Below are 23,853 nucleotides of genomic sequence, written 5' to 3'. Positions count from 1 at the left end.
TAGATTGGAGACCGTTATGGCTGACAGTGACCACAGACTTTTCCCCACGAGCCTCTCGGGTGAAGACTTGATGCGCGATCTATCCGATAGCCGCGTCAGTTGTCGTCAGACCGTTGAGGAGTACATCCATCGGCAAGACTGGCGTATCAATGCCAACGCCAACACCTCCTACTCCAATGCCGGTCTGATTAATAATGCGGCGGGCAAGATTATCGCCAACTACTGGCTTGATAATGTGTATGCGCCAGACGAGGGGAGGGCGCACAGAGAAGCGGATATTCACATCCATGATCTGGATTGTCTTACCGGCTATTGCGCGGGCTGGAGCCTGAGAGGGCTGCTCGATGAAGGGTTCAACGGGGTGCCGGGCAAGGTAGCCTCCAACCCGCCGCGTCATTTTCGCGAAGCACTCGGACAGATGGCGAATTTTCTGGGAATCCTGCAGTCGGAATGGGCGGGGGCGCAAGCATTCAGCTCGTTCGACACTTACCTCGCCCCCTATGTCTTTAAGGATAAGCTCGGGTTCGCCGATATAAAAAAGGCGATCAAGAGCTTTATCTACAATCTGAACGTCCCAGCCCGCTGGGGGCAGAGCCCTTTTACCAATATTACGCTCGATATCACGGTCCCGCCGGATTTGAAGGACAACTTCCCGACCGCCAACAGTCTGCACCTGTTCAAGGGGATAGAAGATCCGGATCTGCTGGCGTCGGCAAAAAAGAGGGGGGTCCAGGCGTTGGAAGACCTCTCTTACCGTCACTTCCAGCCGGAAATGGAGCAGATCGTCGTCGCCTATTACGAGGTGATGACCGAGGGCGATTCGCAAGGTCAGCCCTTCACCTTCCCGATACCGACCGTTAACGTCATGGAGGACTTTGCGTGGGAAGGCCCGGTCGCTGACGCGTTGTTCGAAAATACGGCCAAGATCGGTTCGTCCTACTTCCAGAACTTTATTGGTAGCCAGTATCTCCTCAACGCGGAGGGTGAGCGGGTAGCCAACCCGGACGCCTATGCGCCGCATGCAGTTCGGAGCATGTGCTGTCGTCTGCAACTCGACCTGCGCGAACTCTTGAAGCGGGGGAACGGGCTTTTCGGCTCAGCCGAAATGACCGGTTCGATTGGTGTCGTGACGTTGAATATGGCCCGCCTCGGCTACCGTTTCCGGGCAGACTGGGATGGCCTTCAGCTTGAGGTGGGCCGCCTGATGGACCTGGCAAGCGCGTCACTTGAGAAGAAGCGGCGCTTCGTTCAGGACATGTATGATCGCGGACTCTATCCCTACACACGCCGTTATTTGCCCCATTTCCGTAACCATTTCAGCACCATTGGTGTTAATGGCGTGAACGAAATGGTCCGCAACTTCACCTCGGACGCGTACGACATCACAGATGCCCGTGGGGCGCGGCTGGCATCCGACATTCTGGAATACATGCGGGCGCGTCTTCGCATCTATCAGGAGCGTACGGGCCATCTCTATAATCTCGAAGCCACTCCGGCTGAGGGCACGACCTATCGCTTCGCTAAGGAGGACGCAAAGCGCTTCCCCGACATAATCCAGGCAGGGTTCGATCAGAACATCTACTATACCAATTCGACCCAGTTACCGGTTGGCTATACGGACGATCCGTTTGAAGCGCTAAACCTGCAAGACGAGCTTCAAACGCGATATACGGGCGGAACGGTTCTCCATCTTTACATGAACGAGCGCATATCGTCGGGAGAGGCGTGCAAGCGCCTGGTGCGCAAGGTTATCGAAAACTACCGGCTGCCCTACATCACCATAACCCCGGTGTTCTCGGTCTGCGAGACCCATGGCTACCTCAATGGCGAGCAATCCAACTGCCCGCATTGCGGCAAGGAGACCCTCGTCTGGACTCGGGTCATGGGCTATCACCGGCCGGTTGCGAGTTTCAATCTGGGTAAGAAGGGCGAGCACAAGGAACGCCGCCACTTTCGTGAAAACGAGCCGCGGCTACCACTGTTCAATTGCGAAGCCGTTTGAGATGTGGGCAAAGCTCCCCGTCACCAGTCTGACGCCGTTCACCTTCCAGGATTTCCCGGAGCATACGGCCTGTATTTTGTGGTTCGCAGGCTGCAACATGGCCTGCGCCTACTGCCACAATCCAGACCTGGTGACGGGAGCCTTCAAGCGTCTGCCTTCGGACAGTATAGAGCGGTTTCTGACATCGCGACAGGGCCTCCTGGAGGGCGTCGTCTTGTCGGGCGGTGAATGCACACTGTCTTCGGCATTGCCGTGGCTTTGCCGGAAGCTCAAGGCCAAGGGTTTCAAAGTCAAGATCGACACAAACGGGTCGCGACCGGAACGCCTTGAGGAATTGTTGAACGAAGGGCTCGTCGATTTCATCGCCCTCGACTTCAAGGCGCCGCCATCTAAGTACATGCCGATCACGGGTCTGAAGAATTGGGCCTTGTTCGAGCGTTCGCTCAGGATGGTGGTCAAAGCGGGTATCGGTCGTGAAATCCGCACAACCGTCCACACTGACCTACTTGATGAAGGCGATATCAACGAGATGACGTCGCTTCTTGAAGAACTCAGCTACCGCGGGAACTTCGTCGTGCAGGGATTTGTGCACGGTCCCACTCTTGGCAACCTCCCACCGCAGGGGCGCAACTTCAACAAAGCCTTGCTGATCGAGAGGCCATTTCCCTTCGTTTTCAGAAATATGGCAAAGCAGTGAAACAGACAACCGCCGAGCGCCTGCGACGCTACACGGGATCGTGGTGGCTTGGGTCTCCTCATCGCCTTTTCTTTGCCAGTGCGGCGGTTTGGGCCATGTTCGCACTGACTCTGTGGATGTTTCAGGTCAGTGGATTGTCGTCCTTTGTCCAGATCACCCCGGCCTGGCATGCGCACGAAATGCTCTGGGGGTACTTTTCTGCGGTGCTTGTTGGTCACGGCCTGTTGTCGGTTCCAAATCAAAGCGGGAAGCTGCCGGTAACCGGAAGCGGTCTTCTCATTCTCTGGGGCGTCTGGGTTAGTGGGCGTCTAGCGATGCTCAGTCCCGCCTCCGAAGTCCTGAAAGGGCTGGTGGACATGGCGTTTTGGGGTCTCCTGCTTTTCGTCTTGTTTCGAGAAGTCGCCACTGCCCGAAAGCTTTCCAACGGCGCCTATGTGCTGGCGGTTAGCGGGTTCAGCCTCGCGAATGCCGCCTTTCATTTTGGTCATATCGCAGTCACACCGAAGGTAGCGATCAGTCTGATCGTTTTTGTGATTACACTGATCGGTGGGCGGATGATTTATAGCTTTACGGAAAATGCGCGAGTGGCGCGACAGCGTACGTCCGGTCTTACCGCTACCTACCGTCCAATGGAAACGCGGACATTGCAAAGGGTGGTCGCAATGCTGACGGCCGGCGCTTTGGTGGCATGGCTTTTAGCCCCCTCACAATCCTATGCGACCGCGGCGCTTCTCCTGGCGGCTTTTACGGCAGCCATGCGCCTTGGTGTCTGGTTTGAGATGGCGGCGGGAAAAGATGTTTTTCTGAGAGGCATGTACGCCGCCTACTTCTGGGTTTTCGCTGGATTGCTGATCTTGGCGACCGGCGCAGAGCGTGAGTTGATCGCGCTTCATATTCTGATGGTCGGTGGCATGTTCACGTTGACGGTGACCATCATGTTGCGGTCGTTGTTGCGAAGCGTCGGGTATCCCAAACCGCTGCAGCGGCCCGTGGGTTGGCTGCTTTTGTCGCTACAGATTGCGGTTGCGGGCCGGGTGGCCGCTGTCTTGTTGCCAGGGCTCAGGATCTTTTTACTGGGCTTGGCGACAGCGGCCACCTTGACGGCATTTGGTGGGCTACTGCTTGTGCTGGTGGGTACTCGGCGGTTCAGTATTTCAGTTGCACATAAGGCATGACTTTCCGCGTGTCCGTAGCGAAGGTGTCGGCCGAATAGTCGGCAAGTTTCAGGCCCACGGTTACATGTGCGTTGAAATCCTTTTCCAAGAGCGTGTTCCATTCCGTTCCGTAATGGACGTGTCCTTTGTAAGCATCAAAAGTGTGGTAGCTCAGTGTGGCGCGAACTGAGGCCAGCCCTTTGGCTGCCAGAGGCGGTGAGTACTGAAGGGTCAAGGCGTGATCGATTAGGCCGTTGGCCGGCGTCGTCAGGAATTTGTCCGCCCAACCGTTGAACAGGTGGTTTGAGCCGAGCGCGAACTGGAGGCCTGAACGGCCATCGCCCCCGACGGACTCGATCAGATAATTCACGGTCCATGGACCCCGACTGATCGCCGTTTCGAAACTGTAGTAGGGAAGTTCGTATGCCCGCGCCGCCCCGCTCAATGATTTTTGTCGGGCGCCATCGGCGACGAGGCTCAAGGTAGTGGCCGCTCCGAGCTTGTGTCGCAGTTCGAGGCGCACACCCGTCGTTGATGAGGACTGCGCAGGGGCGTCAGGGATCTCGAGGCGGTAATAATAGCCGCTCGCTTTGATTGTGGGTGAGATCGTCCAGGACAAATTGGCCAGATTTATGTCGGTATCGTCCCACGTTCCGGCTGGCGAGCGGGTCCCAACTGTCCGGTTTATCTGATAGACGCGGGCAACCTTGACGGATAAAGCTTTGCTGATGGCGCCTTCAAAGGTGACGGCATCGAACGTCTGATCGTTTTGCCGCCAGCCGCCGGTGCCAACAAATCTCTGGTTCTCAAACGCAAGAGTTTGACGTCCAACGATGAGCTTTTGCCGCGTTGGAAAAGTATACTGGAGGAAGGCGCGATTGACGAGCGTGTCGGAAGGATCGGGAACCACCGGAAAACCGGTTTTGCCGTTGAGTGTGTCGTTGAAGCGGGCAGCGCCGAGCACCGATACGTTCTCGATTTCCAGACCTCCGCTGAAACCCGCTCGTGTTGGAGACAGGTAGGTCAGGCGCGTGCGGAGGGTTTTCGCATCAGCCACCTCTGGCACGCCCTTCTGTTCAACGTTTTCCCAGCGAAACCGGGCGTCTAGTTTTATCTGACCCCAGGGCATTGGAGCCGCCTCATTTTCTGCAGCCAAAAGGGGGTTGGGCAGAGCAAGAACGGCAGTGACAAGGCTTGCGGATAAGAGAATACGATTTTTCATAGATCAGTCACCTTCTTGAAAGTTTAGACTTTCGTATTCTGAGGGGTGTCCGTCCGGCCTTGATCTGAATCAACGCGGACAAGGGGTCGCACCTGTAGAGAAGATGTCAGGAGAAAGAGAATGACTGTTCCTGAGTTTAACAGATGCGCGATCATCCGGGTCGCGAGGTCTGGGCGCGTCGACGAGCGCGCAGCGGAGTCTTACTTGTGCGCCAGATTAGCCGAAGCGGGGTACGGTGCCGTCAACACTGATGTAGTCGCCGAGAGCATCGCGGACATACGTGAGACCGTAGGCCGCGTGCTGAGTACGCCCCCTGGCGTTCTCATTGTCCTTGGCGGGACCGGACCAGGCCGAAAGGATGTTACGCCCGAGGCCATTGAGCCGTTACTGCATAAGCGATTCGACGGTTTTTCGGTGCTGTTTCACCTTTACAGTCACCAGAGTGCTGGTTTGCCCGGAATGCTCTCACGTGCGTTTGCCGGTACGATTGACGACACCATTGTCATCGCCTTGCCCGGAAACCTGAGTGCGGTAGTGGACGCCTGGACACACATCCTTTCTCACCATTTGTCAGATGACCTCGGCCAATGCACCTTGCGCCGTGTCGTCTCGTCCGCACGGACGTAACTCAGTTTTCCCGTTCTGCATGCCCGACGCCATTCGAATCACCTTGTCTCTCGCGACCCTGACGACGGTCCTGCTGATGCTCCTGTCTACACCTCTGGCGTGGTGGCTCTCCAGAGGCCGCGGCGGGCTGCGCGATATGGTGGCAGCCGTGGTCGCTCTGCCCATCGTGCTGCCGCCAACGGTGCTGGGCTTTTATCTGCTGATCGCGCTGGGGCCGCACAGTCCGTTGATGGCGCTGTTGCAGCCCTTCGGCGTTCGCACCCTGGCCTTCACCTTTACCGGGCTGGTCATCGGCTCACTGGTCTATTCGCTGCCCTTTGCCGTGCAGCCCATCCGCAATGCGTTTGAGGCCATGGGGTCGCGTCCGCTGGAGGTTGCCGCCACCTTGCGCGCCTCGCCTTGGGACGCCTTCTGGTCGGTTGCCCTGCCGCAGGCTCGGCGCGGCTATGTGACGGCGGCGCTTCTGGTCTTTGCGCACACCATCGGTGAATTTGGGGTGGTGCTGATGATTGGCGGGGCCATTCCCGGTCAAACCGAGGTCGTCTCTATCCGCATCTTTCAGGCGGTGGAACAGCTCAACTTTGCCGAAGCGCATCTGATCTCCGGCGGCCTGCTGGCCTTCTCGTTCGTGGCCCTGATGATCATGCTGGTCATTGACCGGCGCTTCGGCGCGCGCTCGGCGGGGATCAGGCCATGATTCAGGTCGATCTGAGCGGTACGGTAGGTGATCTGGCGCTGTCGGTCCGATTTGAGGCCGGGACCGGGCTGACGGCGCTGATGGGGCCGTCCGGGTCCGGCAAGACGACGCTGCTGCGTGCCATGGCCGGGCTGGAGCGCCTTAGGGGGCGGGTGCAGGTGGGTGACGCCATCTGGCAGGCCGAGGGCCGCTTTGTGGCCGTGCACAAACGCGCCGTCGGCTTTGTGTTTCAGGAGCCGTCGCTGTTCAGTCACCTGTCGGTCGAAGGCAATCTCGATTTTGCGCTCAAGCGAAGTCCGAAAAATGTCGATAAAACCGAAAGTATAGAACTATTGCGCATCGGCGCGCTGCTGCCGCGTCAGGTTGAACGGCTGTCGGGCGGCGAACGGCAGCGCGTGGCGATCGCGCGGGCGCTGCTGTCCGGGCCGGACCTGCTGATGATGGATGAGCCACTTTCGAGCCTCGATCAGGCGGCGCGGGCCGAGATACTGCCGCTGATCCGCGATGTGGCTGAGCGTGTGCCGGTGCTTTATGTCAGCCACGACCCGCTGGAGGTGGCCCGCCTGACGCAGCAGGTCATCTATATCCAAAACGGACGCCTGAGCGCGCGCCCGGCGGTGACGCTGGACGGCCTGTCTCAGGCGGAAATCGAGGCGTTGGCGCTGAAGGCGCTTGGCTATCAGTAGTGTGCGTGTGACTGATCCTTGGAAGCCAGAACGAGCCCGTATGAGCCCTGCACAGACAAGGTATTCACGGTGGTGCCAACTGTGAGCTAGGCGGTATGAATGGCGATAGCCCGCCTGCGGGATCAGGATCGACGACGATGCGAACCTTGGTGCGGGCGCCGCTTGTGTAAGACCGTATAGCATACCCATGATCGGGGACGGCGTGAGACAGACCTCTGTACCCGAAACCGGCGATTTACCACCGGTCCGTTAAAGCGGCTTCGCTCCGCTATGGGATCGTGCTCAAGGAACCACTAGGAAATCGCGGCGCTTCAGCGAGTTTCTACGGTGCCACTTCCAGCGTCAGGCTGGTTAGCCAGGTCCGGGGATCATCGGGATTGCCTAAGGTCCAGTTGCGGCTGACTTCAATGACATAGATACCGGGCTCGGAAAACTCGATCCGGCCTTTCCCCTCCTCGGCCGTAGCTGAGAGACTAAAGCTTGCCGTGGCATAGGCATCGTTGGCGCGAAACACCTGATATTCCGCCGTCACGGGTTTCCCATCGAACAGCAGTGTGAAGGCAAAACTCTGACCCGCAAAGACACGGTTTGGATGCGTGACCGGCGCGATTTCGAGACCCTCATTCGCCGGAGGTGGCACCCTGTCGGATGGCTTGTTGTAGCTGATATAGGTCTCCGCCCGGACCATAGTCTTCACCGGGATCACCTTCGTGCCCGTCGGCAGCTTCGACTGGTCGACGAACGGCGGATTGACCACACCGTTCTCGGGCATCTTCACCGGCTTCCACTTGCCGTCGATCTGCGCCAGGGTGAGCGTGCGCACATCGCGATTACCCGTTGAAATGCGGTAGGTGCCTTCGCGCGGCAGTTTGGTCTCAAACAAACCCAGTTCGGCCAGGCTTATCCCTTTGCCCGTCGAGACCGTGCCGCCGGCGTCCGTTACTTCGTAATCATCGCCTTTTATAGGGAATTCCGGCACAAAGAAGGTGTTGTCGGTAAGTGCATTTTGGACCGTCACGATCGGTTGCGTGGGGGCGAAATTAAACGGGGCGAGATACGGCGTATGGGCGGAGGCCGCACCGGTCAGCGCGATGAGAGGTAGGGTCAGGATCAGATTTCGCATGGCTTTTCTCAGAGATGGCTTGTCATGTATCGAAGAGTGATGGGTAAAGACGCCTCAAAGACCGGGCCGTGGTTTAGACCATTCAAAATCTGGGTCTCCACGTGCAGGTTCTGCGTCGCCCGGAGCCGCGCCCCGAGGGTTTTCAGGGCCGAGACGGTGTCCTCAGGCGACGGCAGCGTCCGCCCGTGGATGACGCGTCGATTGACTTCGGCATCTCCTGTCATCAGAAGCACGTCTCGTTTGGCGCTCATCGCCACCGGCGATCCTGCAAAAGGCTTTCCCTCGTACCACCAAAGGGAGGGACTGGCGGCGGCATAAACCTTGAACAACTCGGGGTGCGTGAAGAGCGTCGTCAGAGTGAACAAGCCGCCATAAGAGTGCCCCCAAAGCCCGCGGCGGTTGGAGTCAAGGCCGATCGGTTTTACAGTTGTCCACACGCGGTCCATTAGAAACCGCGTAAAAACCTCCGCCCCACCCGCGCGGTTCTCCGGGCGCATCTCATCGACCGTCGCCTCGCCGTTGACGGCCGGCGTGTAATCGTAGTTTCGCGCGAGGAGATCGAAGCGGCCCTCGATATCGTAGCCGAGTGAGACCAGAACGAGGTCCGGCGCCGCTTCGAGATCCTGAGGCGTAAGCGCCATCAGCGCCGCATTGCCGTCGCATAGCCACAGCGAAGGATAACCTGATTTGGGCGGCATTTTGCGCGGGACGGCGACTTCGATTCGATAGTGGCGCTGCCCATCGACCGATGCGAAGCGGAAGACCTGAAAGGTGTGCGTCCTGACAGGCAGGTTCGCCACGGACGGCCGGGACGCCTGAGAAGGCTGCGCGCCTACGGGCACCGTGGAAAAGCCGGCCAGGCCGACAAGGAATGCACGTCTTTTCATCGTTTCGTTCCCAGAAGTTCAATCAGACCGTCCGACAGCGTGCCGCGCCAGGTCGCGTCGTCATGTCCACCCGCGACACGGTGGAATGAGGCGCGATATCCCTTTGTCTGCAAGGCCTCAAACAGAGCCGCAGACGTGACATAGATGCTGTTGAGATTGTCGCTGCCTGGGCGTTGTTCCAGGACACCGGCGTCAAGATAAATCTGCACGGGCTTGCGATTGGTTTCCCGCACACCCTTGATCACCGCATGGTCTTCAACGCGGGTTGAGGTGACACCTTGCGGATTCCACCAGAAAGATCCCGACTGGCTTAAAGCCTTGCCGAACACCGCCGGGTAGGTGAGGGCCGTGCACACCGACATCAGGCCACCGAAGCTGGAACCGGCCAGCACGCGATCTTCCGCCGTCTCCGTAATTGCCAGACGCCGCCCGACCCAAGGCACGAGCGTTTCGGCAAGCTCTTTTGCAAAGACCGGGTTACAGGCCAGATCTTCGCCGCGCGACTGGCGCGTCGGATTACGGATAAGTGCAGCACTCACCGGAGGGATGACGCCCTCATGGATCATGTTGTCGAGGATCACGGGCGTTGGGATATCGGTGAGATATCGCTCGGCGTCGAAGATCACGACCAGCGGAGTCTTGTTCTTGGCTGCGATATTGGCGGGCCGATAAAGGGTGATCTCATAGTTACGACCGTTCATGTGCAAGATATCTGTGTGAACGCTGCCTTCTGGAACAGTGGACCGCTTGGCGACATAAGGCTGATCCGGCGCATCCGGCAGTTCCAGAAGTGACATCTTGCCCATGCGCTTTGGATTGAACGGATCGTCCCTCAAGGCCGCAACCAGCCCCGCGCGGTAGGCCTCTCGGTCGCCCGGCGGGCCGCGCACGGGATCGGGGGCCAACTGGTAGGAGAGGCGCGTCTTTGGCGGCAAGAGTACGGTCTTGTACCAGATGTCGGTGCCATCCATCCGGGTCAGTCGGTTCTCACCACGATCGGGGGTCCAGACGGGCCAGCTGAGCTCGATCTCCCGATGACTATCGCCGCGCCATAGGAAGGTGACCTTCAGGTTTTCGCTTGTCGTGTCCGGCTCGATCAGGGGCGCGCCGTCGCGCGCCACCTGTTCCCAAAGGCGGGAAGCATTTGCGGGTTGAAGGGAGGCGAGCGTGGGGGAAGAGGGGATCGCCTCCCCCACGCTCACACCGGGAACCGCTGCCTGCACCACTAGCGCAGCGGCCACCCCCCCACTCAAGCGCCCGAGGCGGCGCATCCTAGAAACGCTGTGTCAGGGCGACGAAGACGCGACGGCCGTCTTCGTTGTATTCGGTCGTCGTTTCCCGAACGATCTGCTTATCGGTGAGGTTGAGCATGCCGGCGCGAAGCGTCAGGTTGTTTTTCACATCCCAGGTGGCGCCGAAATCGAAGGTGGCGTAGCCTTCCATGACCACATTATAGGCGGCGTTCGAATAGGCGGCGAGATACTGCTCGCCGACATAGTTGACCGACGCATAGAGGCGCACCGCCCCTGACGGCTTCCAGTTGAGAGTGGCATTGGCGCTGTGCTCCGGCTGGTAGATCATCGGAATGGACGTCGTACCCGACGTGTTTTCCGATTCCAGATGGGTGTAGTTTGCGCTTAGGTCCCAGGCTTCGTTGAGCCGGAGGCCGAGATTGGTCTCAACGCCCTTTGTTTCGACCTTGGCGATGTTTTGATAGCGGAAGATCGGACGGCCATCGGGCAGGAAGCCCACGAAGTTGGAATAGGTCGGCGCCAGCGTCTTGTTGGCCGTGCGATTGGTGATGTCGATCATATTTTCGAGGTCGGTCGAGAACAGCGTGAGACCACCCGTGAACCGCTCCCCCTTGTAGCGCAGACCGAACTCGGCGGATGTAGCCGTCTCCGGCTTCAGCTCAGTCGAACCGATGATGTAGCATCCAACGGTCGCGCTGCCGCACGACACCGAACCCCAGTTGGGGCTGTTCTGCAATAGGGTCGGCGCGCGGAATGCCTGTGATGCACCCGTCTTCAGGGTCAGTTGCGGTGTCATCTTCCACACCAGATAGGCGCGCGGGCTATGGTGGCCACCAAAGTTCTCATGATCGTCATAGCGATCACCGATCGTCAGGGTCAGCGTTTCGGTCAGGCGCATATCGCCTTCGAAGAAGAGCGCTGATTGATCGACTTCGGTGACGGGATTTTTGTCGTAGGTCGGGGTCCCGGGCAGGCCACGCAGGTTTGCGGCGTCCTCTAGCTTTTGGGTACGCCATTCGGCCCCAACGGTCAGGGATTGACGTCCGGAATTGAAAGGGAAGGTCATCCGGCCATCGATTTGCATATTATCAGCCGTGTTGGGGTTGATCTGGCCGGTGACGTTGCCGATCTCGTTTTTAATCGTGTCGCCGCTGACGCGCACCTGCGATGACGCCCATCCCCATTCGCCTTTGTGAGTGACGGCATAGGACCCGCGCTGCATGGGGAACCCGTCATGGGTCAGGCGATTATAGCCATAATTTGTCGAGAGTTCTTGACCATCACGCGGCGTCCAGACCAGCGTGCCATCGAGATACTCTTCATGCTTGTCGGTGAAGCCCGGTATCGTAGCTACGTTATTGACCGCCCCGTCACGCTCGCGGCGATTGTAGCCGCCATAGAGTTTCAGTCCCAGGGTATTGGCAATCAATGGCCCTGAGGTGAAGAAGCCGACCTTGTAGGCGTCGCCCGCATCGCGGTTTTCCTGATAAATGTAGTCCGCCGACACCGAGCCGGCCCAGCTCTTGCCAACGGGTTTCGTAATGATGTTGACCACACCGCCGATCGCATCGGAACCATAAAGCGATGACATCGGTCCCCGTACGACTTCGACGCGCGAGATGGCCTCTACCGGCACCCAGCCCGCATCGAAATCATTGCCGCGGAACATGTTATTGCTGGATGACACCCGCTTGCCGTCGATCAGAAACAGGGTGTAGGCCGATCCCAAACCGCGCAACTGGATAGTGCGCTGGTTGCCGGCTCGATTCATCGTTACGCCCTCGACGCGATCAAGAACTTCCGTCAGATCGCGCGCGGGACGCTCGTGCAGTTGCTCTTCCGTCACCACGGTGACTGAAGCAGGCGCGTCTTCGGCCTTTTTTTTCACGGACGACGCTGTCACCACAATTTCGGGTATCTCTTCGTCGCCCACCTCCTGCGCCGACACGGCGCACGGCGACAAAATCGCTGCACCGGCCAGCCACAGTGCTTTATGTGAAAAGGATTTTTGAAGAATCTTGCCAGCCATGTTCGGCCCCCATCTGAAAACTATGGGGCGCTTTAATGCAATCGGTTCTCAATTGCAATGAGAACGACTCGCAATTGCGACGAAATGTCACGCTTAAGTTGGAGAAGTCCTTCCGAGTTTATTGCCGCCGCGCGCCCAGACGTGTGGCGCAGATGGGCGGAAGCCGTCGGACACCTCTACCGCACAGATTGAGGAATTCACCTTTGACCGGCTGTCATAGAGGATTCATCCGGCTTCCCATTTCTCGCGCCCACAGGACTTGTTCTGAATGGCCAGTTTATTGATCCGCCGCAACTCTCGCGGATCTGGAGATAATATCAGCCATATGAGCATCTCCTACCGCACGCGCCAACGTCACGGAGCCTGCAAGGATAGACAGAATACGCCAGGCCTTCGCCTCTCGGTCTTCGACATTGGCTCCCGTTAAGCCCTTTGTAACCTGATCGATCACTTTTTTCATGCTGTCCCGGAACACCGCCTGTGTTTCGGGATCAGATCTTGAGACTTCCGGTGACAGGCTTTGCATCGCGCAGCTAAAACCTAAGTCACAGGTGCGCTTTTCGCTGAGGTAAAAGTCGACGAAAGGCTTCAGCCATTCTGTGCCATATTGCGATTGCGTGGCCTCAATCCCGGCCCGAAGGTCTTCCATTCCCACCTTCAACGCCTCCCGGAATGCGGCGTCCTTTGAGGGGAAGTGGCTGTAGAATGCCCCCGAAGTGACCTGGGCCTCTCTGGCAAGTCCATCAACACCAATGCCGGCAAAGCCCTTGCGTCGAAAACCTCGACCGGCGGCAGTGATCATCCGTTCTCTGGCTTCCTCTTTGTGGCCCGTCTTATAGCGCAAATCACACCTTTAAATAACGATCGTTATTCTATGGAGCGCGGCGACCGTTATATAACGATCGCTATTTTAATTCAACGCGGCCACTAATGCCGGCACTGAAAAGTGGAGACACACATGCCCTTGACCCTGACCCTGACTGACGGTGTCCTGTCAGATGACGCACAAGCCGAAGCGATCGCCGAGATTACTGAGGCCTTTCTCGCCGCGCACAACCTCACCGGAAATAGTGTCATGACCCCCAATGTTACGGCACACGTCAACATTCTCGAAAAGGGCAGGGCATACGCCGGCGGGAAACCCGTCGAAGGGGCATGGCTTGAAACCAAGACACCTGCCTTTGCACTGGCTGACCTGCAGGTTCAGGAAAAGTTTTTCGGCGATGTCACCGAAATTCTCCATAGGATTTCAGGGGGGGTATTGTCGCGTGATCGGATCTGGACCAATGGCGTGCATACGGTTGACGGGACATGGAACCTGAACGGCCGACCGCATCTGAACGAAGCGCTCGGCGCAGCAATCGCAAACGGCTAATGGCTATCGCGCGCAGAGGGCGCCTTTTGTCGCCCTCTGCTGTTTGCGCTTTGGATCTGGAACGATGACGCACCATCCGAATATACCGCACAGACTACTGCACGTCATGATCCGCGTAAAAGATCTTGATCGCTCTGTAGCCTTTTACGCAGACGCTCTAGGGATGCGCGAACTGAGGCGGGAGGATTATCCGTCGGGGGCGTTCACACTTTGCTTCCTGGGATATGACGAAGAGCAAGACGGAACGGTCATAGAACTTACCTACAACTACGGAGACAAGGAATATTCTCACGGTAGCCGGTTCGGCCACCTGGCTGTGGCCGTGGAGGATGTTTATGCGGCGTGTGGCCGCTTGAGGCAGCTTGGTGTCAAAATCACCCGTGAACCCGGCGATATGGCGTTTGCTCCGGTCAATGGTCAGCGTGAGATTATCGCGTTCATACAAGACCCCGACGGATATAGTATCGAGTTGATCCAGCGGTCCTAAGTGTCGCGTCTGCCTCCGCCATCGAACCACGCTATCGCAACACCCTGAGGTCCCCGTCAGTCGTTTGGATTACCTGAGAAGCTGGCCTATCGGACCGTTTTAAGCCGACCAGGTGCGGAGCGGATCGTTGCGCTGTCCTTCCATCCTCGTCTCATCTTGACGATGTTGTGACCTGTCCTTTCGCGGGGAGTTGTCAGCGAGGAGTTACGCGACGCTGTAGAGCTGTTGCGGGCCCGTGGTTTCGACGCGGCGAAGCTCAGCGACGGCGCTGCGGAACGGGCGGTCGCGGCCTGACCGGGTAAAAATCAGTGCTGATGCAACCTGAACTTCCGTCGGCACGGATTTACACAAAGTTCGAACTTCGTAACCCTCACTAACCGTCCCGTTGAATTTACAGGTTCTGGATATCTCGGCCCTGGTGTTTTCCTTCGTTAAGGAATCGGCGCATGGTTCTGCTGTAGACTTCAGGAGGCGTACATGTCCGGTAACTCAACGACTATCGATCCCGTCTATACGCTGCGGTATCTTGTTCGAATGCAGGAGCGCTTGGCCTTCGCACAGGAAGCGGAAGGCAAAGACGCCAGTGCAGTTCGCCGCCGTGCGTGGGAACTGCGGGTTCAGATCAGTCTGCTTAGTCAGGGCGTTGAAGCGGCGTAGAGTAACCCGCGTCGTAACTACTGGCGAGCACGGCAAATGCACGTTTTGATTGCATTTGGTTCGTGTTGCTGCTTATCCTTACGTTCCGGGTTTGGCTTAAGGAGGGATATTTGTCCGATCATTCGAGTCTGTCGAATGCAGGCGAACGCCACGCTATCGAGTACATGTTGAAGCAACTCTATGTCCTGGCGCTTCGGCAACTCCCGTCACCTCAGATTTTTATCGGTGACAGCGCGATCCTGGCACCGACCGCGTTCGCGAAGATCGAGGGCTTAAGCGAGGTTGACAGGGCCGAAGCGGAGGCCATGGTCAGACGGGTGATGCAGGCCACATCATATCACCTTGAAGCCATCGAATGCGGAAAAGCCATAAAGTTGTAACTTACCGCGCACAAGTTTCTCTTCGCGCTGGTCCGAACCTACAAACTGACACAATCGTGAAGAGCGGGGCCTGTTTTGGTGGCAAAGCCTAATAATTCTGTTCCTATCGCCGGGATCACCCCCCCCCCTCGAAACCGGCGAGAGCAGCGGACGCCTTCATCCCATTGAAGGCGTCCGCTTTGTATTGCGGTAGGTTTTGATGATAGGCCGGATAGTATCGCACTATGCCCCTGAGCCGCAACGGTGTGCTATGGCGATCACCATTCGTCGAAGGCTGCGGGGCAGATGTCGTCAAAAGAAGTAACTTTGCAGGAACTCCGGCAGATTATTGCTACCGGTGATGCTGGCCAGTATAGCTGCCCGCATACCAGCGGGGTGGATATCAACACGTGGAGCCGACAGGCGCGCGAGCTTGAGATGTTCGCCCAGAACAAAGGGTACTGGGTGCGCTTGCATCCGTCTGCGCAAGGCAACGGCGCGCTCATTGACCTGATCGTGCTGAGGATTTGACCAGAAGCGAATTCGGGCTGCTTAAACGGCCATACCGCAAATGTGGTTAGCTGCCTTTTGCCAAGTCGGCACTAAGAGACGTGAAGGCGAAAATCTGTCTCCAGTCGTGGGGTAAACTGGCAGGGCAGATGTGATGCCTGTGACGAGCGGCGTTTGAAGCGAGGCCTGCCTATTTCGAGCCCTTCTCACGGGCTTTCCCTATCTCCGCTCGCGCACGGTCATGCCCGCTTAAGGCAAGCACCCGTAACAGGTTTGGCAATGGTTCGGAGCGTTCAATGGTGACTGTTGGCCCGGCTGTGCGAGGGGCCAATGAGTGCGGTCATCTCTTTTCTCGCTGCGGCTGTTCGTTCATCAAGGTATCCCGCCAGGTCCTGAAGATGAACGCCTTTGGCGCATTTCTGGCTGTTTTCAATTCTCACCAGCGGGGTCGCAATATCGCCTGCGGAGATCTTGGCTATCAGCTTGATCGGGGTCAGATGAGAAAAGTAATCCCGGCAGACCCATTCAATCGGGATGACGGCGCGGCCTTCATACTGAGCGAGTAATAGAAACGTCGTGTTCATGGCGGTCTCCCTCTAATTGAACACCTGTGATCGGCGCGCGGCTTGCGTAAAGGCACGGTCAGACGCCATGAACCGTTCCAGCATGATCGGTATCAGACGGTTGGGTTCATCAATCTTCTGGCCGGTCTGCCGTGTGAGGGCGTCTGCGTAGGCGAGGAGATCGCGATGAACGGCTGCGGGCAGGTCAATCGTCACCTTAACGGGCTTGTCGTCGGGAACTGGCCCGAGCTTTAGCTTAGCCATGTCAGCCTCCATAGGGTTCTAAGACAAGGTCTTTCGACAGGATCACCCGCACGCGGTGACCGGGCCTTATTGTCAGGGTGGGAGTGATGTTCAATTGACGCTCGACGATGCGTTGCCCTGTTCGGCTGATGCTGTCTCCGGCGCCCTCGCGAATAGCCCGCACGATGTCGGAATCGCTGTCGGACGACCCGGCTTGCGCGCCCACGCTTAACACGGTGGACAGGGCACCCGCGGCAAGGAGACCATCAAAATGATAATCGGTGCGATCTACAAGACCGGCCTGCCCGCTGACATCGGCGGCGGACAGGCGCTCCAGGATGAGGGATTTTCCATTAGGAAGGATCAGGCGTCGCCAGGCCAGGAGGACGCGGCTTTGTCCGAAGGCAATAGCGTTATCGTATTCGCCCAGGAGACGTGACCCTTTAGGTATCAGGAGGTGACCCTGCCCAAGTGTGTCGTAGACATCCTGCGTCACCTGCGCGATGACCTGTCCCGGAAGGTCAGAGCGGATGCCGGTGACGAGTGCGGCGGGTAGCACACTGCCAGCCTGAATGAGATAGGGGGAGGCTGGCGTAATCAGACGCGCGTCACTGACAATCGAACGATCAGTGTCTGCCCGAAGAAACGCTGTCTGCTTATCCGCAGCGTTGCGCGGGAGTTCCTGTTGAGGCGCCATCAAACGCGCGAGATCAGGCAGCGCGGGTAGCGGGAGGGGTGCAGGCTCGACCTGCGCTTTTGGAGCATTGCCCGGCGCAAACACGGAACTTGAGCGGGCGTTTAGCCGGGTTTGGTCATCAGGGCTAGGTGGTGACGAAGGCGGCTCACTCGATCCCAAGGCACCCTGACCAGACACTACATTCTGATCGCCGCCGTCGCCTGTGGCGACGAGCCCGCTATTGAGCATAGCTTTGCCCAGGTCTCCGGGCAGTGGCGGGCCGAGGACGGGCACATCGGCATAGCTCGCAGGGAGCCTGTTGAGCGTTTCGTTGCTGCGCGGTCGCTTTTCAGGGGCAGAGGGTTCAGGGCGTGGGACGGTTGGCTTGGCAGGGGGAGCCAGTGCCAGCATCAGAGCGCCGCCAAGGCCTGCGCCTGCGACTATACCCATCACCGCAAGAGCCTTGCGGGACAGTCGCAAAACGGGTTTCGGGTCTGGTCTCAGACGTAGCGCCTCTGCGAGGTTGGGATTGGTCTCACTCATGAACGTGGGCCTCCCGTAAACCGGATCCGAACGGCCTTCTGGCGTGACTTTTCACCAATGCGCATTTCTGCAGTCGAAAAGAGGCGATCGACAATTATGAAGCGGTGACTGACGCGGTAGTTCACCAGTTCCGCTTTGCCGTCGGCACCGAGCAGGAACAGAGGGGGCAAATCCGTCGCGGCGATTGCGGCGGGCAGTTCAATAAACACCTGACGGCCGTCATCAAAGGCGCGGACGGGCCGCCAGGGCACCTTGGCCCCCTCCAGACGGTATTTGAAATTCAGGGTCTCCGGGGTGAGGCCCGAGGCCACGGGCATCTGTTCGCGCACCCGTTCGGCCTTCACCTCCAGCGCCTTCATCTCATCCAGTGGATAACGCCAGGAGACGGAGGCCATATAGGTCGAGGGCAGAGCCTGAACCTCGATATGGTACGTGCGCCGATCTGTATTGATGACGAGATTGGTGGAGAGCTGGTTGGCGGTTGGCTTGATCAGAATGTGCACCTGACGTTCGGTGCCTGTGCCGCTTTCCGTTGAGCCGATGATCCAGCGCACCGTATCCCCGGCGGCAATCGGACCAGAGCCCGTGAGTTGTTCTCCGGGCTGCAGCGCGATGTCGGTCACCTTGCCCACGGAGGTGTAGACGCGATAAAGCGCGCCGGGTGTGTAGGGGTAGACCTGAACGGCATTGGCAAAGCTATCACTCGCCGGCTCAACCCGTGCCGCTTCATTGGCTTTGCGCACCTCATCTGCGGGCCGATCCTGAGCGACGGCGGGCCTTGGCGAAAGGCGACCTTTGGGCCGGGCGTCAGCGGCGGCGGCGGCGAAGAGGGTGAGCGCCAGGGTAATAGTAAGTAAGCGGGAAGGGGTCATGGGTTTAGCTCCCGGGTCCAGGTGAGGGCGGTGACGTAAAGGCAAAGGGGATTCTTGCGCAGGCGCTCCGGATCGCGGGGCGGTATGATCTGTACAGTCAAGATCGCCTGCCAGCGCTCGGTTGCCGCGAGTTGGCCGGAGACGTATCGGCGCTCGAGCCACGTGACGCGGAAAGACGTCGGAGAGGCACGAAGGACGCTTGTGATTTCGATGTCGATCTGTTCAGCGCCGGCGCGGGCGAATGGATCGTTACTCTGGGCGTATCCGTTCAGGGCCTGTGCCCCGGTATCGCTGGTAAAGTCATAGGCTTTCAGCCAGTTGCGACGCATCACGACGGGATCTGCGGGGACCGAACGCACCTGCGAGATAAACTCTGAAAGCTGAAACGCGATTTGCGGGTCAGTCGGTGTATAGTCACCCTGGGCGGGGGCGACCGCCTGTACCTGGCCCTGCGGGCTGATCTCTACCACCCAGGGCACGATATGCCCGCGGGCGGATTGCCAGACGAGGGCAGAGGCGAGGCCCGCACTTAAACCGAGCGCGCAAAAGGCCATTAGCCGCCAGTTTCTTGCCTGAACGCGCGCGGAGCCTATGCGATCATCCCAGGCTTTGGCGGCCGCCTGATAGGGCGTGATCGGCGCGGGGGTTTCGCTGTATCGAGATGAGGTGGACTTCAGCATGGCTATTCACCCTGATTGAGATCGACGGTATGGCCCCCGCCTGCGGCATCCCCTGAGCGCACGGCGTGGATGGATGCGTTGGAGGCAGAGTGAAGGGACTGGCTGCGGCGCATATCCCGTGCCCACTGCGGGGGAGTCTTGGCGGAAGGTGTTTGGACCCCCGAGGCGGATCCCTGGCCGACGGTGCCGCCGCTCGCCTCAAATCCGCCTTTCACCCCTTGCGCATAGCTGTCGCGAAACGCCTTCGTGGTGGCTTCAACCGAATGGGCGAGAGGGGAGGCTGCGGCCCGTGCCACGCTACTCAAACCGCCGGCCACGGCCGAGGCACCCTTTCGGCCCATGGCCCCCATTCCATAGGCGGCCTGGGCCGCGCCAGCGGCCGCCGCGCCCCCGCGTGCCAGACCCGCCGCCCCGGCGCCAAGCGCCATAGCGCCCCGGGCCGCCATGCCAATACCGGCAACACCTGCCCCAACCGCGCCTGCGGCGGCGAGGCCTGAGCCAACGGCGGAACCTGCGCCGAGTTGGGGGCCGCCAGAGACCAGGCCATTGGCAATCGAGGGGCCGAAAATGCCAAGCCCTAGGAGGGTGAGGGCGGCCAGCACCACAGCCATCGCGTCTTCGATGGTGGGCAAGGCGTCTCCGAAGTCCCGCACGAACGTATCGAAGAGCGTTGAGCCGATACCGGTAATAACGGCCAGTACCAAAACCTTGATGCCGGACGAGACGACGTTGCCGAGGACCTTTTCGGCCATGAAGGCGGATTTGCCAAAAAGACCAAATGGGATCAGGACAAAGCCTGCAAGCGTCGTCAGCTTGAACTCGATAAGGACGACGAACATCTGGATCGCCAGAATGAAGAAGGCGAGAACCACCAAGAGCCAGGCGAGCCCTAAACAGCCGATCTGGATCAAGTCGGGAAAGAGGGTGGAGGCCCCCATCACATCTGAGGCGGCCTCGAGAAGCGGGGCGCCGGCGTCAAGCCCCGTTTGGGCCAGCTTGCCGGGTCGCATCAGGTCGGCGACCGAGAAACCGGTGCCTGCAGCTTTGAGTCCGAGGCCTGCGAAACTGTTGAAGACGATGGCTGCTAAGTGGTTCCAGTTGCTGATGAGATAGGCAAAAGCGCCGACAAACAGCGTCTTTTTGATCAGGCGCGCCAGAATATCGTTTTCGGCGGCACCATCGAAGGTCCAGAAGAGCGTGTCCAGTGTCATATCGATGACGATCAGCGTCGTGGCCACGAAGGCCACATCGCCCTGCACAAGTCCGAAGCCGCTGTCGATGTAGCGGGTGAAGACTTCCAGAAACTGGTCGATGACGCCGGTATTGGTCATGGCTCAGTCCTCGTAGAACATCTTGGCTGAGCCTGGTGCGTAGCCCTTGCGACGCTGCAGAAAGCGTCTGCGCTTCTCCTGCGCTTCCGCCGCCGCCGCGGCGTCCTCTGCGGCCTTGATGTTTTGAGCGCGCGCATTGGCAGCCATCAAGGCGGTGAGGTCATTGAGCTGCTGGACCTGCAAGGCCAAGATCTGGTTGCCGGCCTGCGTGGCCGACAAGGCGCCGTCGGCCGACTGACTAGCGGTAACAAGGGCCGCCATCTGTGTCTGGTTGGCAGACAGGTTTCCCATGACGGTGGCCTGTAATCGCATCGCATCCTGCAGCCCGCCAACGGTCGTCTTCCAGCGTGCCTTGGCGTTTTCAACGAGGGCCCTGTCGGTGCCCGTCAGGGCCTCAAGGCTGTAGAGTTTTTTGAAGGTCTCATCGATTGAGCGGACCTCGTAGGCGATGTTCTGCGCCTGTGAGATCAGGGCGCGGGTCTTGGCCAGCGTGGCCTGTAATTCAGACAGAACCGAGTAGGGCAGGGCTGTTAGATTGCGGGCTTGATTGATCAAAGACTGCGCCTGATTGCGCAGCGATGCGATCTGGTTATTGATCTGCTGCAGGGCGCGGGTCGCGGTCAGAACCGTTTGGGCATAGGTGCTGGGATCAAAGACCACTATCTGAGCCGATGCCAGCGACGGCAAAAGACCGCCTGTCAGCAAACCCAAAAGAGGAACGCCGAGAAGAGACCGGCGTGACGGGTGGGAGGTCATAGGGAAGGCTCCGGTTGCGCGGGGGGAGAGATGAGAGCGGCGGCCCATTCGACGCCCTTGAAGCGAAGCCACGCGGGCAAAAAGGCGTCTCGTCCGTGGTCGCGAACTATGCGGTCGATGTCGGTCTGATCGGCCTTGGACGCTGAGGCGCACAGGCTTAAGGCGACTTCGCCGAGATCGAGATCGAACAGGCGGTTTCCGAGCGGGGACTGCAGGTAATAGTCCCGGCGCGGCTGGGCGTGGGCAATGATCTCAATCTGCCGGTCGTTCAGACCAAAGCGTCGATATAGGGGGCTAAGGCCCGGCTCGAGCGCGGCGGCGTTGGGCAGGAAGAGCCTTGACGGGCAGCTTTCGATAAGGGCGGCGCTAATTGCGCTACGTTCGATATCGGCGAGGCTTTGCGTCCCGAAAAGAACGCTGGCATTGGCCTTTCTAAGCGTCTTCAGCCACTCTTTCAGGCGCCCGGAAAACGTTGGGTCATCGAGGGCCAGCCAGCCTTCGTCTACGACGATAAACGTCGGGCGGCCATCAAGCTGGCCTTCGATTCGATGAAAGAGGTAGGCGAGGACAGAGGCCGCCGCCGGTGTGCCTACCAGACCTTGCGTTTCAAAGATCTGGATGGGCTTCAGGCTGAGGGTATCGGCGTCATTATCAAGCAACGCGCCGTTTGGGCCTTCAAGGCAATAGGGCTTTAAGGCCTGCTTTAGAGGCAATGACTGGATGAGGGCGCACATTCCTGAGAGGGTACGTTGATCAGCAGGTGCCGATGCCAGTGCGCAGAGTGCCGACCAGAGGTGGGCCTTAACGTCCGGGGTGGTTTCAATACCTTCGCGCGCGAGAAGATCACACAGCCAGTCTGAGGCCCAGGCGCATTCAGCGGTCTCATCGATGCGACGAAGGGGCTGGAGCCGGATATTCCCCTGTTCCGGTTCGCCGAGATCATGCCAGTCACCGCCCATGGCCAGCCCGGCGGCGCGCAGGGATCGGCCGAAGTCAAAGGCGAAAACCTGCGCACCCGCATAGCGTCGAAACTGCAGGGCGAGCAGGGCCAGAAGAACGGATTTGCCCGCACCTGTAGGTCCGATCACAAGGGTGTGGCCCACGTCACCGACATGCAGCGACAGACGAAACGGCGTACTGCCCTCGGTCCTTGCGAAGCACAGCGGGGGTCCATTCAGATGCCCGTTGTGATCGGGGCCTGCCCAGACGGCGGATACCGGCATGAGGTGGGCGAGATTTAAAGTGGAGATCGGGGGGCGGCGCACATTGGCGTAGAGATGGCCGGGCAGACTGCCCAGCCAGGCGTCGACGGCATTGAGCCCTTCGTTGACGCAAACGCAGTCTCGGGCCTGGATCGTCTTTTCGAGGAGGCGCGCTTTCTCATCGGCGAGGTTTGCGTCGGCGTCTGAGACGACGAGCGTGATCGTGACATAGGCGTGGCCGGCCAGATCGGCGCCTAAGTCCTGCAAAGCGGCATCGGCATCGGCGGCCTTGTTGGTTGCGTCATTGTCGACCAGTGCCGAGGCCTCATTTGTCATTACCTCCTTCAGTATGGCGCCGACGCTTTTCCTTTTGGCAAACCATTGACGCCGGATGCGGCTTAAGGCCTTGCCAGCGCTGACCTTATCCATAAGGAGCGCCCGCGTTGACCAGCGATAGGCAAAGCCCAGGCGGTTAAGGTCATCAAGAAGGCCGGGCACGGTTGCGCCTGGAAAGCCTGTTATGGAGAGGGTGCGCAGATGATGGTCGCCGAGCTTGGGCGACAGGCCACCCGTCAAGGGCTGGTCCGCCAGGAGGGCGTCCAGATGCATTGGAACCTCGGGAGGAGCCACCGTGTGTGAACGCGTTGAAAGGGTCGAATGCAGATAGGTGAGCGTGCCGGTGTCATCGAGCCAGTCGCACTCGGGCATCAGGCCTTCGATCGTCTTGCGCACGCGTTCGGACTGATCCTGAAAGACGGACACCCGGTCCCAGACGGCGGTATCGCCGCTCTGCCCACCTTCGAAGAGCCAGGTCTGCCCCCTGGCCTTCAGGTCTTGGGGTGGCAGATAGACGAGGGTCAGGAAGTAGCGGGATTCAAAATGGGCCTCAAACGCTTCAAAGGCAGCGCGGCGTTCGGCATCGACCAGAGCTGAGGCGGGATCATCGAACACGCTTTGAGGGTAGTCGGAAGCGGCGATACGCTGGGCTTCGATAAACAGGCTCCAGCCTTCACCCAGCCGCCGAAAGAGGCTGTTCAGTCTCTGGCTGATGGCGCTGAGTTCAACCGCGATGGCGCTATCAAGGTCCGGCCCCCGAAAACGGAGTGTCCGCTGCAGCGAGCCGTCTTTGTTGAGCACGATGCCTGACGCGACGAGCGCGGCCCAGGGCAGATAGTCGCTGAGCTGGGTCTGGCGCCGGCGGTATTCTGAGAGATTGAACATG

Annotated in this window: 25 protein-coding genes; 11 read left to right on the top strand and 14 right to left on the bottom strand. The window is 59.1% G+C overall.

What is annotated here, in order from left to right; all coding sequences use genetic code 11:
* Positions 1–16: 16 nt before the first annotated feature.
* The 3 genes from ACK8OE_RS13855 to ACK8OE_RS13845 are packed head-to-tail and all read left to right on the top strand — an operon-like array spanning position 17 to position 3,874.
* A complete protein-coding gene (locus ACK8OE_RS13855; protein ID WP_410272997.1) occupies positions 17–2,002 on the top strand; it encodes a ribonucleoside triphosphate reductase in 1,986 nt (661 codons plus the stop codon).
* On the top strand, positions 1,956–2,699 hold the full coding sequence (locus tag ACK8OE_RS13850; RefSeq protein WP_410272996.1) for an anaerobic ribonucleoside-triphosphate reductase activating protein: 744 nt from the start codon (positions 1,956–1,958) through the stop codon (positions 2,697–2,699). The genes ACK8OE_RS13855 and ACK8OE_RS13850 overlap by 47 nt, the downstream gene beginning before the upstream one ends.
* Positions 2,696–3,874 (top strand): NnrS family protein, encoded by a 1,179-nt coding sequence (locus tag ACK8OE_RS13845; RefSeq protein ID WP_410272995.1) that lies wholly within the window; start codon positions 2,696–2,698, stop codon positions 3,872–3,874. Before ACK8OE_RS13850 ends, ACK8OE_RS13845 begins: the two co-directional genes overlap by 4 nt.
* Here ACK8OE_RS13845 and ACK8OE_RS13840 read toward each other — a convergent pair.
* Positions 3,846–5,075: a hypothetical protein gene (locus ACK8OE_RS13840; RefSeq protein WP_410272994.1), complete on the bottom strand. Its 1,230-nt coding sequence runs from the start codon at positions 5,073–5,075 to the stop codon at positions 3,846–3,848. The genes ACK8OE_RS13845 and ACK8OE_RS13840 overlap by 29 nt on opposite strands.
* A 120-nt stretch (positions 5,076–5,195) precedes the next feature.
* On the opposite strand from ACK8OE_RS13840, the gene ACK8OE_RS13835 reads away from it, so the two are divergent.
* Genes ACK8OE_RS13835 through ACK8OE_RS13825 form a run of 3 tightly spaced genes read left to right on the top strand, consistent with a single transcriptional unit; the run spans position 5,196 to position 7,085 of the window.
* Positions 5,196–5,702 carry a molybdenum cofactor biosynthesis protein B gene (locus ACK8OE_RS13835; protein WP_410272993.1) on the top strand — a complete coding sequence of 169 codons (507 nt, stop codon included), beginning with the start codon at positions 5,196–5,198 and terminating at the stop codon, positions 5,700–5,702.
* A 19-nt stretch (positions 5,703–5,721) separates the two neighbouring features.
* Positions 5,722–6,399 carry a molybdate ABC transporter permease subunit gene (modB, locus tag ACK8OE_RS13830; RefSeq protein WP_410272992.1) on the top strand — a complete coding sequence of 226 codons (678 nt, stop codon included), beginning with the start codon at positions 5,722–5,724 and terminating at the stop codon, positions 6,397–6,399.
* Positions 6,396–7,085, top strand: a complete 690-nt coding sequence (locus ACK8OE_RS13825) for an ATP-binding cassette domain-containing protein (RefSeq protein WP_410272991.1) — start codon at positions 6,396–6,398, stop codon at positions 7,083–7,085. The genes modB and ACK8OE_RS13825 overlap by 4 nt, the downstream gene beginning before the upstream one ends.
* A 322-nt stretch (positions 7,086–7,407) precedes the next feature.
* On the opposite strand, the gene ACK8OE_RS13820 is transcribed toward ACK8OE_RS13825, so the two are convergent.
* From ACK8OE_RS13820 to ACK8OE_RS13800, 5 genes are all read right to left on the bottom strand, one after another.
* A complete protein-coding gene (locus ACK8OE_RS13820; protein WP_410272990.1) occupies positions 7,408–8,208 on the bottom strand; it encodes a DUF4198 domain-containing protein in 801 nt (266 codons plus the stop codon).
* Positions 8,209–8,216: 8 nt separating this feature from the next.
* Complete coding sequence (locus ACK8OE_RS13815; protein WP_410272989.1) at positions 8,217–9,008, bottom strand: alpha/beta hydrolase; 792 nt, start codon at positions 9,006–9,008, stop codon at positions 8,217–8,219.
* Positions 9,009–9,091: 83 nt separating this feature from the next.
* Positions 9,092–10,336 carry an alpha/beta hydrolase-fold protein gene (locus ACK8OE_RS13810; RefSeq protein ID WP_410272988.1) on the bottom strand — a complete coding sequence of 415 codons (1,245 nt, stop codon included), beginning with the start codon at positions 10,334–10,336 and terminating at the stop codon, positions 9,092–9,094.
* A 31-nt stretch (positions 10,337–10,367) separates the two neighbouring features.
* Positions 10,368–12,377, bottom strand: coding sequence for a TonB-dependent receptor domain-containing protein (locus tag ACK8OE_RS13805; RefSeq protein WP_410272987.1), 2,010 nt, complete (start codon positions 12,375–12,377; stop codon positions 10,368–10,370).
* 277 nt (positions 12,378–12,654) lie between these two features.
* Complete coding sequence (locus ACK8OE_RS13800; protein WP_410272986.1) at positions 12,655–13,179, bottom strand: TetR/AcrR family transcriptional regulator; 525 nt, start codon at positions 13,177–13,179, stop codon at positions 12,655–12,657.
* A 156-nt stretch (positions 13,180–13,335) separates the two neighbouring features.
* Here ACK8OE_RS13800 and ACK8OE_RS13795 point away from each other — a divergent pair, with 156 nt between their 5' ends.
* The 5 genes from ACK8OE_RS13795 to ACK8OE_RS13775 all read left to right on the top strand — a co-directional run bounded on the left by ACK8OE_RS13795 (position 13,336) and on the right by ACK8OE_RS13775 (position 15,786).
* Positions 13,336–13,752, top strand: coding sequence for a 4-oxalocrotonate tautomerase (locus ACK8OE_RS13795; RefSeq protein ID WP_410272985.1), 417 nt, complete (start codon positions 13,336–13,338; stop codon positions 13,750–13,752).
* Positions 13,753–13,816: 64 nt separating this feature from the next.
* A complete protein-coding gene (gloA, locus tag ACK8OE_RS13790) occupies positions 13,817–14,239 on the top strand; it encodes a lactoylglutathione lyase (protein ID WP_410272984.1) in 423 nt (140 codons plus the stop codon).
* Between the two features lie 477 nt (positions 14,240–14,716).
* Positions 14,717–14,896, top strand: a complete 180-nt coding sequence (locus ACK8OE_RS13785; RefSeq protein ID WP_410272983.1) for a hypothetical protein — start codon at positions 14,717–14,719, stop codon at positions 14,894–14,896.
* 110 nt (positions 14,897–15,006) lie between these two features.
* Entirely contained in the window at positions 15,007–15,276 is a 270-nt protein-coding gene (locus ACK8OE_RS13780) for a hypothetical protein (RefSeq protein WP_410272982.1), read from the top strand.
* Positions 15,277–15,561: 285 nt separating this feature from the next.
* A complete protein-coding gene (locus ACK8OE_RS13775) occupies positions 15,562–15,786 on the top strand; it encodes a hypothetical protein (protein ID WP_410272981.1) in 225 nt (74 codons plus the stop codon).
* A 272-nt stretch (positions 15,787–16,058) separates the two neighbouring features.
* Here the strand turns inward: ACK8OE_RS13775 and ACK8OE_RS13770 are convergent, their stop codons facing one another.
* From ACK8OE_RS13770 to trbE, 8 genes are read right to left on the bottom strand one after another with little or no spacing between them, the layout of a single operon-like run.
* Entirely contained in the window at positions 16,059–16,349 is a 291-nt protein-coding gene (locus ACK8OE_RS13770) for a pyocin activator PrtN family protein (protein ID WP_410272980.1), read from the bottom strand.
* A 12-nt stretch (positions 16,350–16,361) separates the two neighbouring features.
* Positions 16,362–16,592, bottom strand: a complete 231-nt coding sequence (locus tag ACK8OE_RS13765) for a DUF2274 domain-containing protein (protein ID WP_410272979.1) — start codon at positions 16,590–16,592, stop codon at positions 16,362–16,364.
* A 1-nt stretch (position 16,593) separates the two neighbouring features.
* Positions 16,594–17,790 (bottom strand): TrbI/VirB10 family protein, encoded by a 1,197-nt coding sequence (locus ACK8OE_RS13760; protein ID WP_410272978.1) that lies wholly within the window; start codon positions 17,788–17,790, stop codon positions 16,594–16,596.
* Positions 17,787–18,662: a P-type conjugative transfer protein TrbG gene (trbG, locus tag ACK8OE_RS13755; RefSeq protein WP_410272977.1), complete on the bottom strand. Its 876-nt coding sequence runs from the start codon at positions 18,660–18,662 to the stop codon at positions 17,787–17,789. The genes ACK8OE_RS13760 and trbG overlap by 4 nt, the downstream gene beginning before the upstream one ends.
* The gene (gene trbF, locus ACK8OE_RS13750) at positions 18,659–19,342 is read right to left on the bottom strand and encodes a conjugal transfer protein TrbF (RefSeq protein ID WP_410272976.1); all 684 of its coding nucleotides are present in this window, start codon (positions 19,340–19,342) and stop codon (positions 18,659–18,661) included. Before trbF ends, trbG begins: the two co-directional genes overlap by 4 nt.
* 2 nt (positions 19,343–19,344) lie before the next feature.
* Positions 19,345–20,673, bottom strand: coding sequence for a P-type conjugative transfer protein TrbL (trbL, locus tag ACK8OE_RS13745; RefSeq protein ID WP_410272975.1), 1,329 nt, complete (start codon positions 20,671–20,673; stop codon positions 19,345–19,347).
* A gap of 3 nt (positions 20,674–20,676) precedes the next feature.
* Complete coding sequence (gene trbJ / locus ACK8OE_RS13740; protein WP_410272974.1) at positions 20,677–21,429, bottom strand: P-type conjugative transfer protein TrbJ; 753 nt, start codon at positions 21,427–21,429, stop codon at positions 20,677–20,679.
* Positions 21,426–23,852 (bottom strand): conjugal transfer protein TrbE, encoded by a 2,427-nt coding sequence (gene trbE, locus ACK8OE_RS13735; RefSeq protein ID WP_410272973.1) that lies wholly within the window; start codon positions 23,850–23,852, stop codon positions 21,426–21,428. Before trbE ends, trbJ begins: the two co-directional genes overlap by 4 nt.
* Position 23,853 lies beyond the last annotated feature (1 nt).

The organism is Asticcacaulis sp. W401b (genome assembly GCF_046503825.1).
GTDB lineage: Bacteria > Pseudomonadota > Alphaproteobacteria > Caulobacterales > Caulobacteraceae > Asticcacaulis.
Note: the sequence above shows the minus strand (reverse complement) of the source record. Positions and strands in the feature narration are given on the sequence as shown.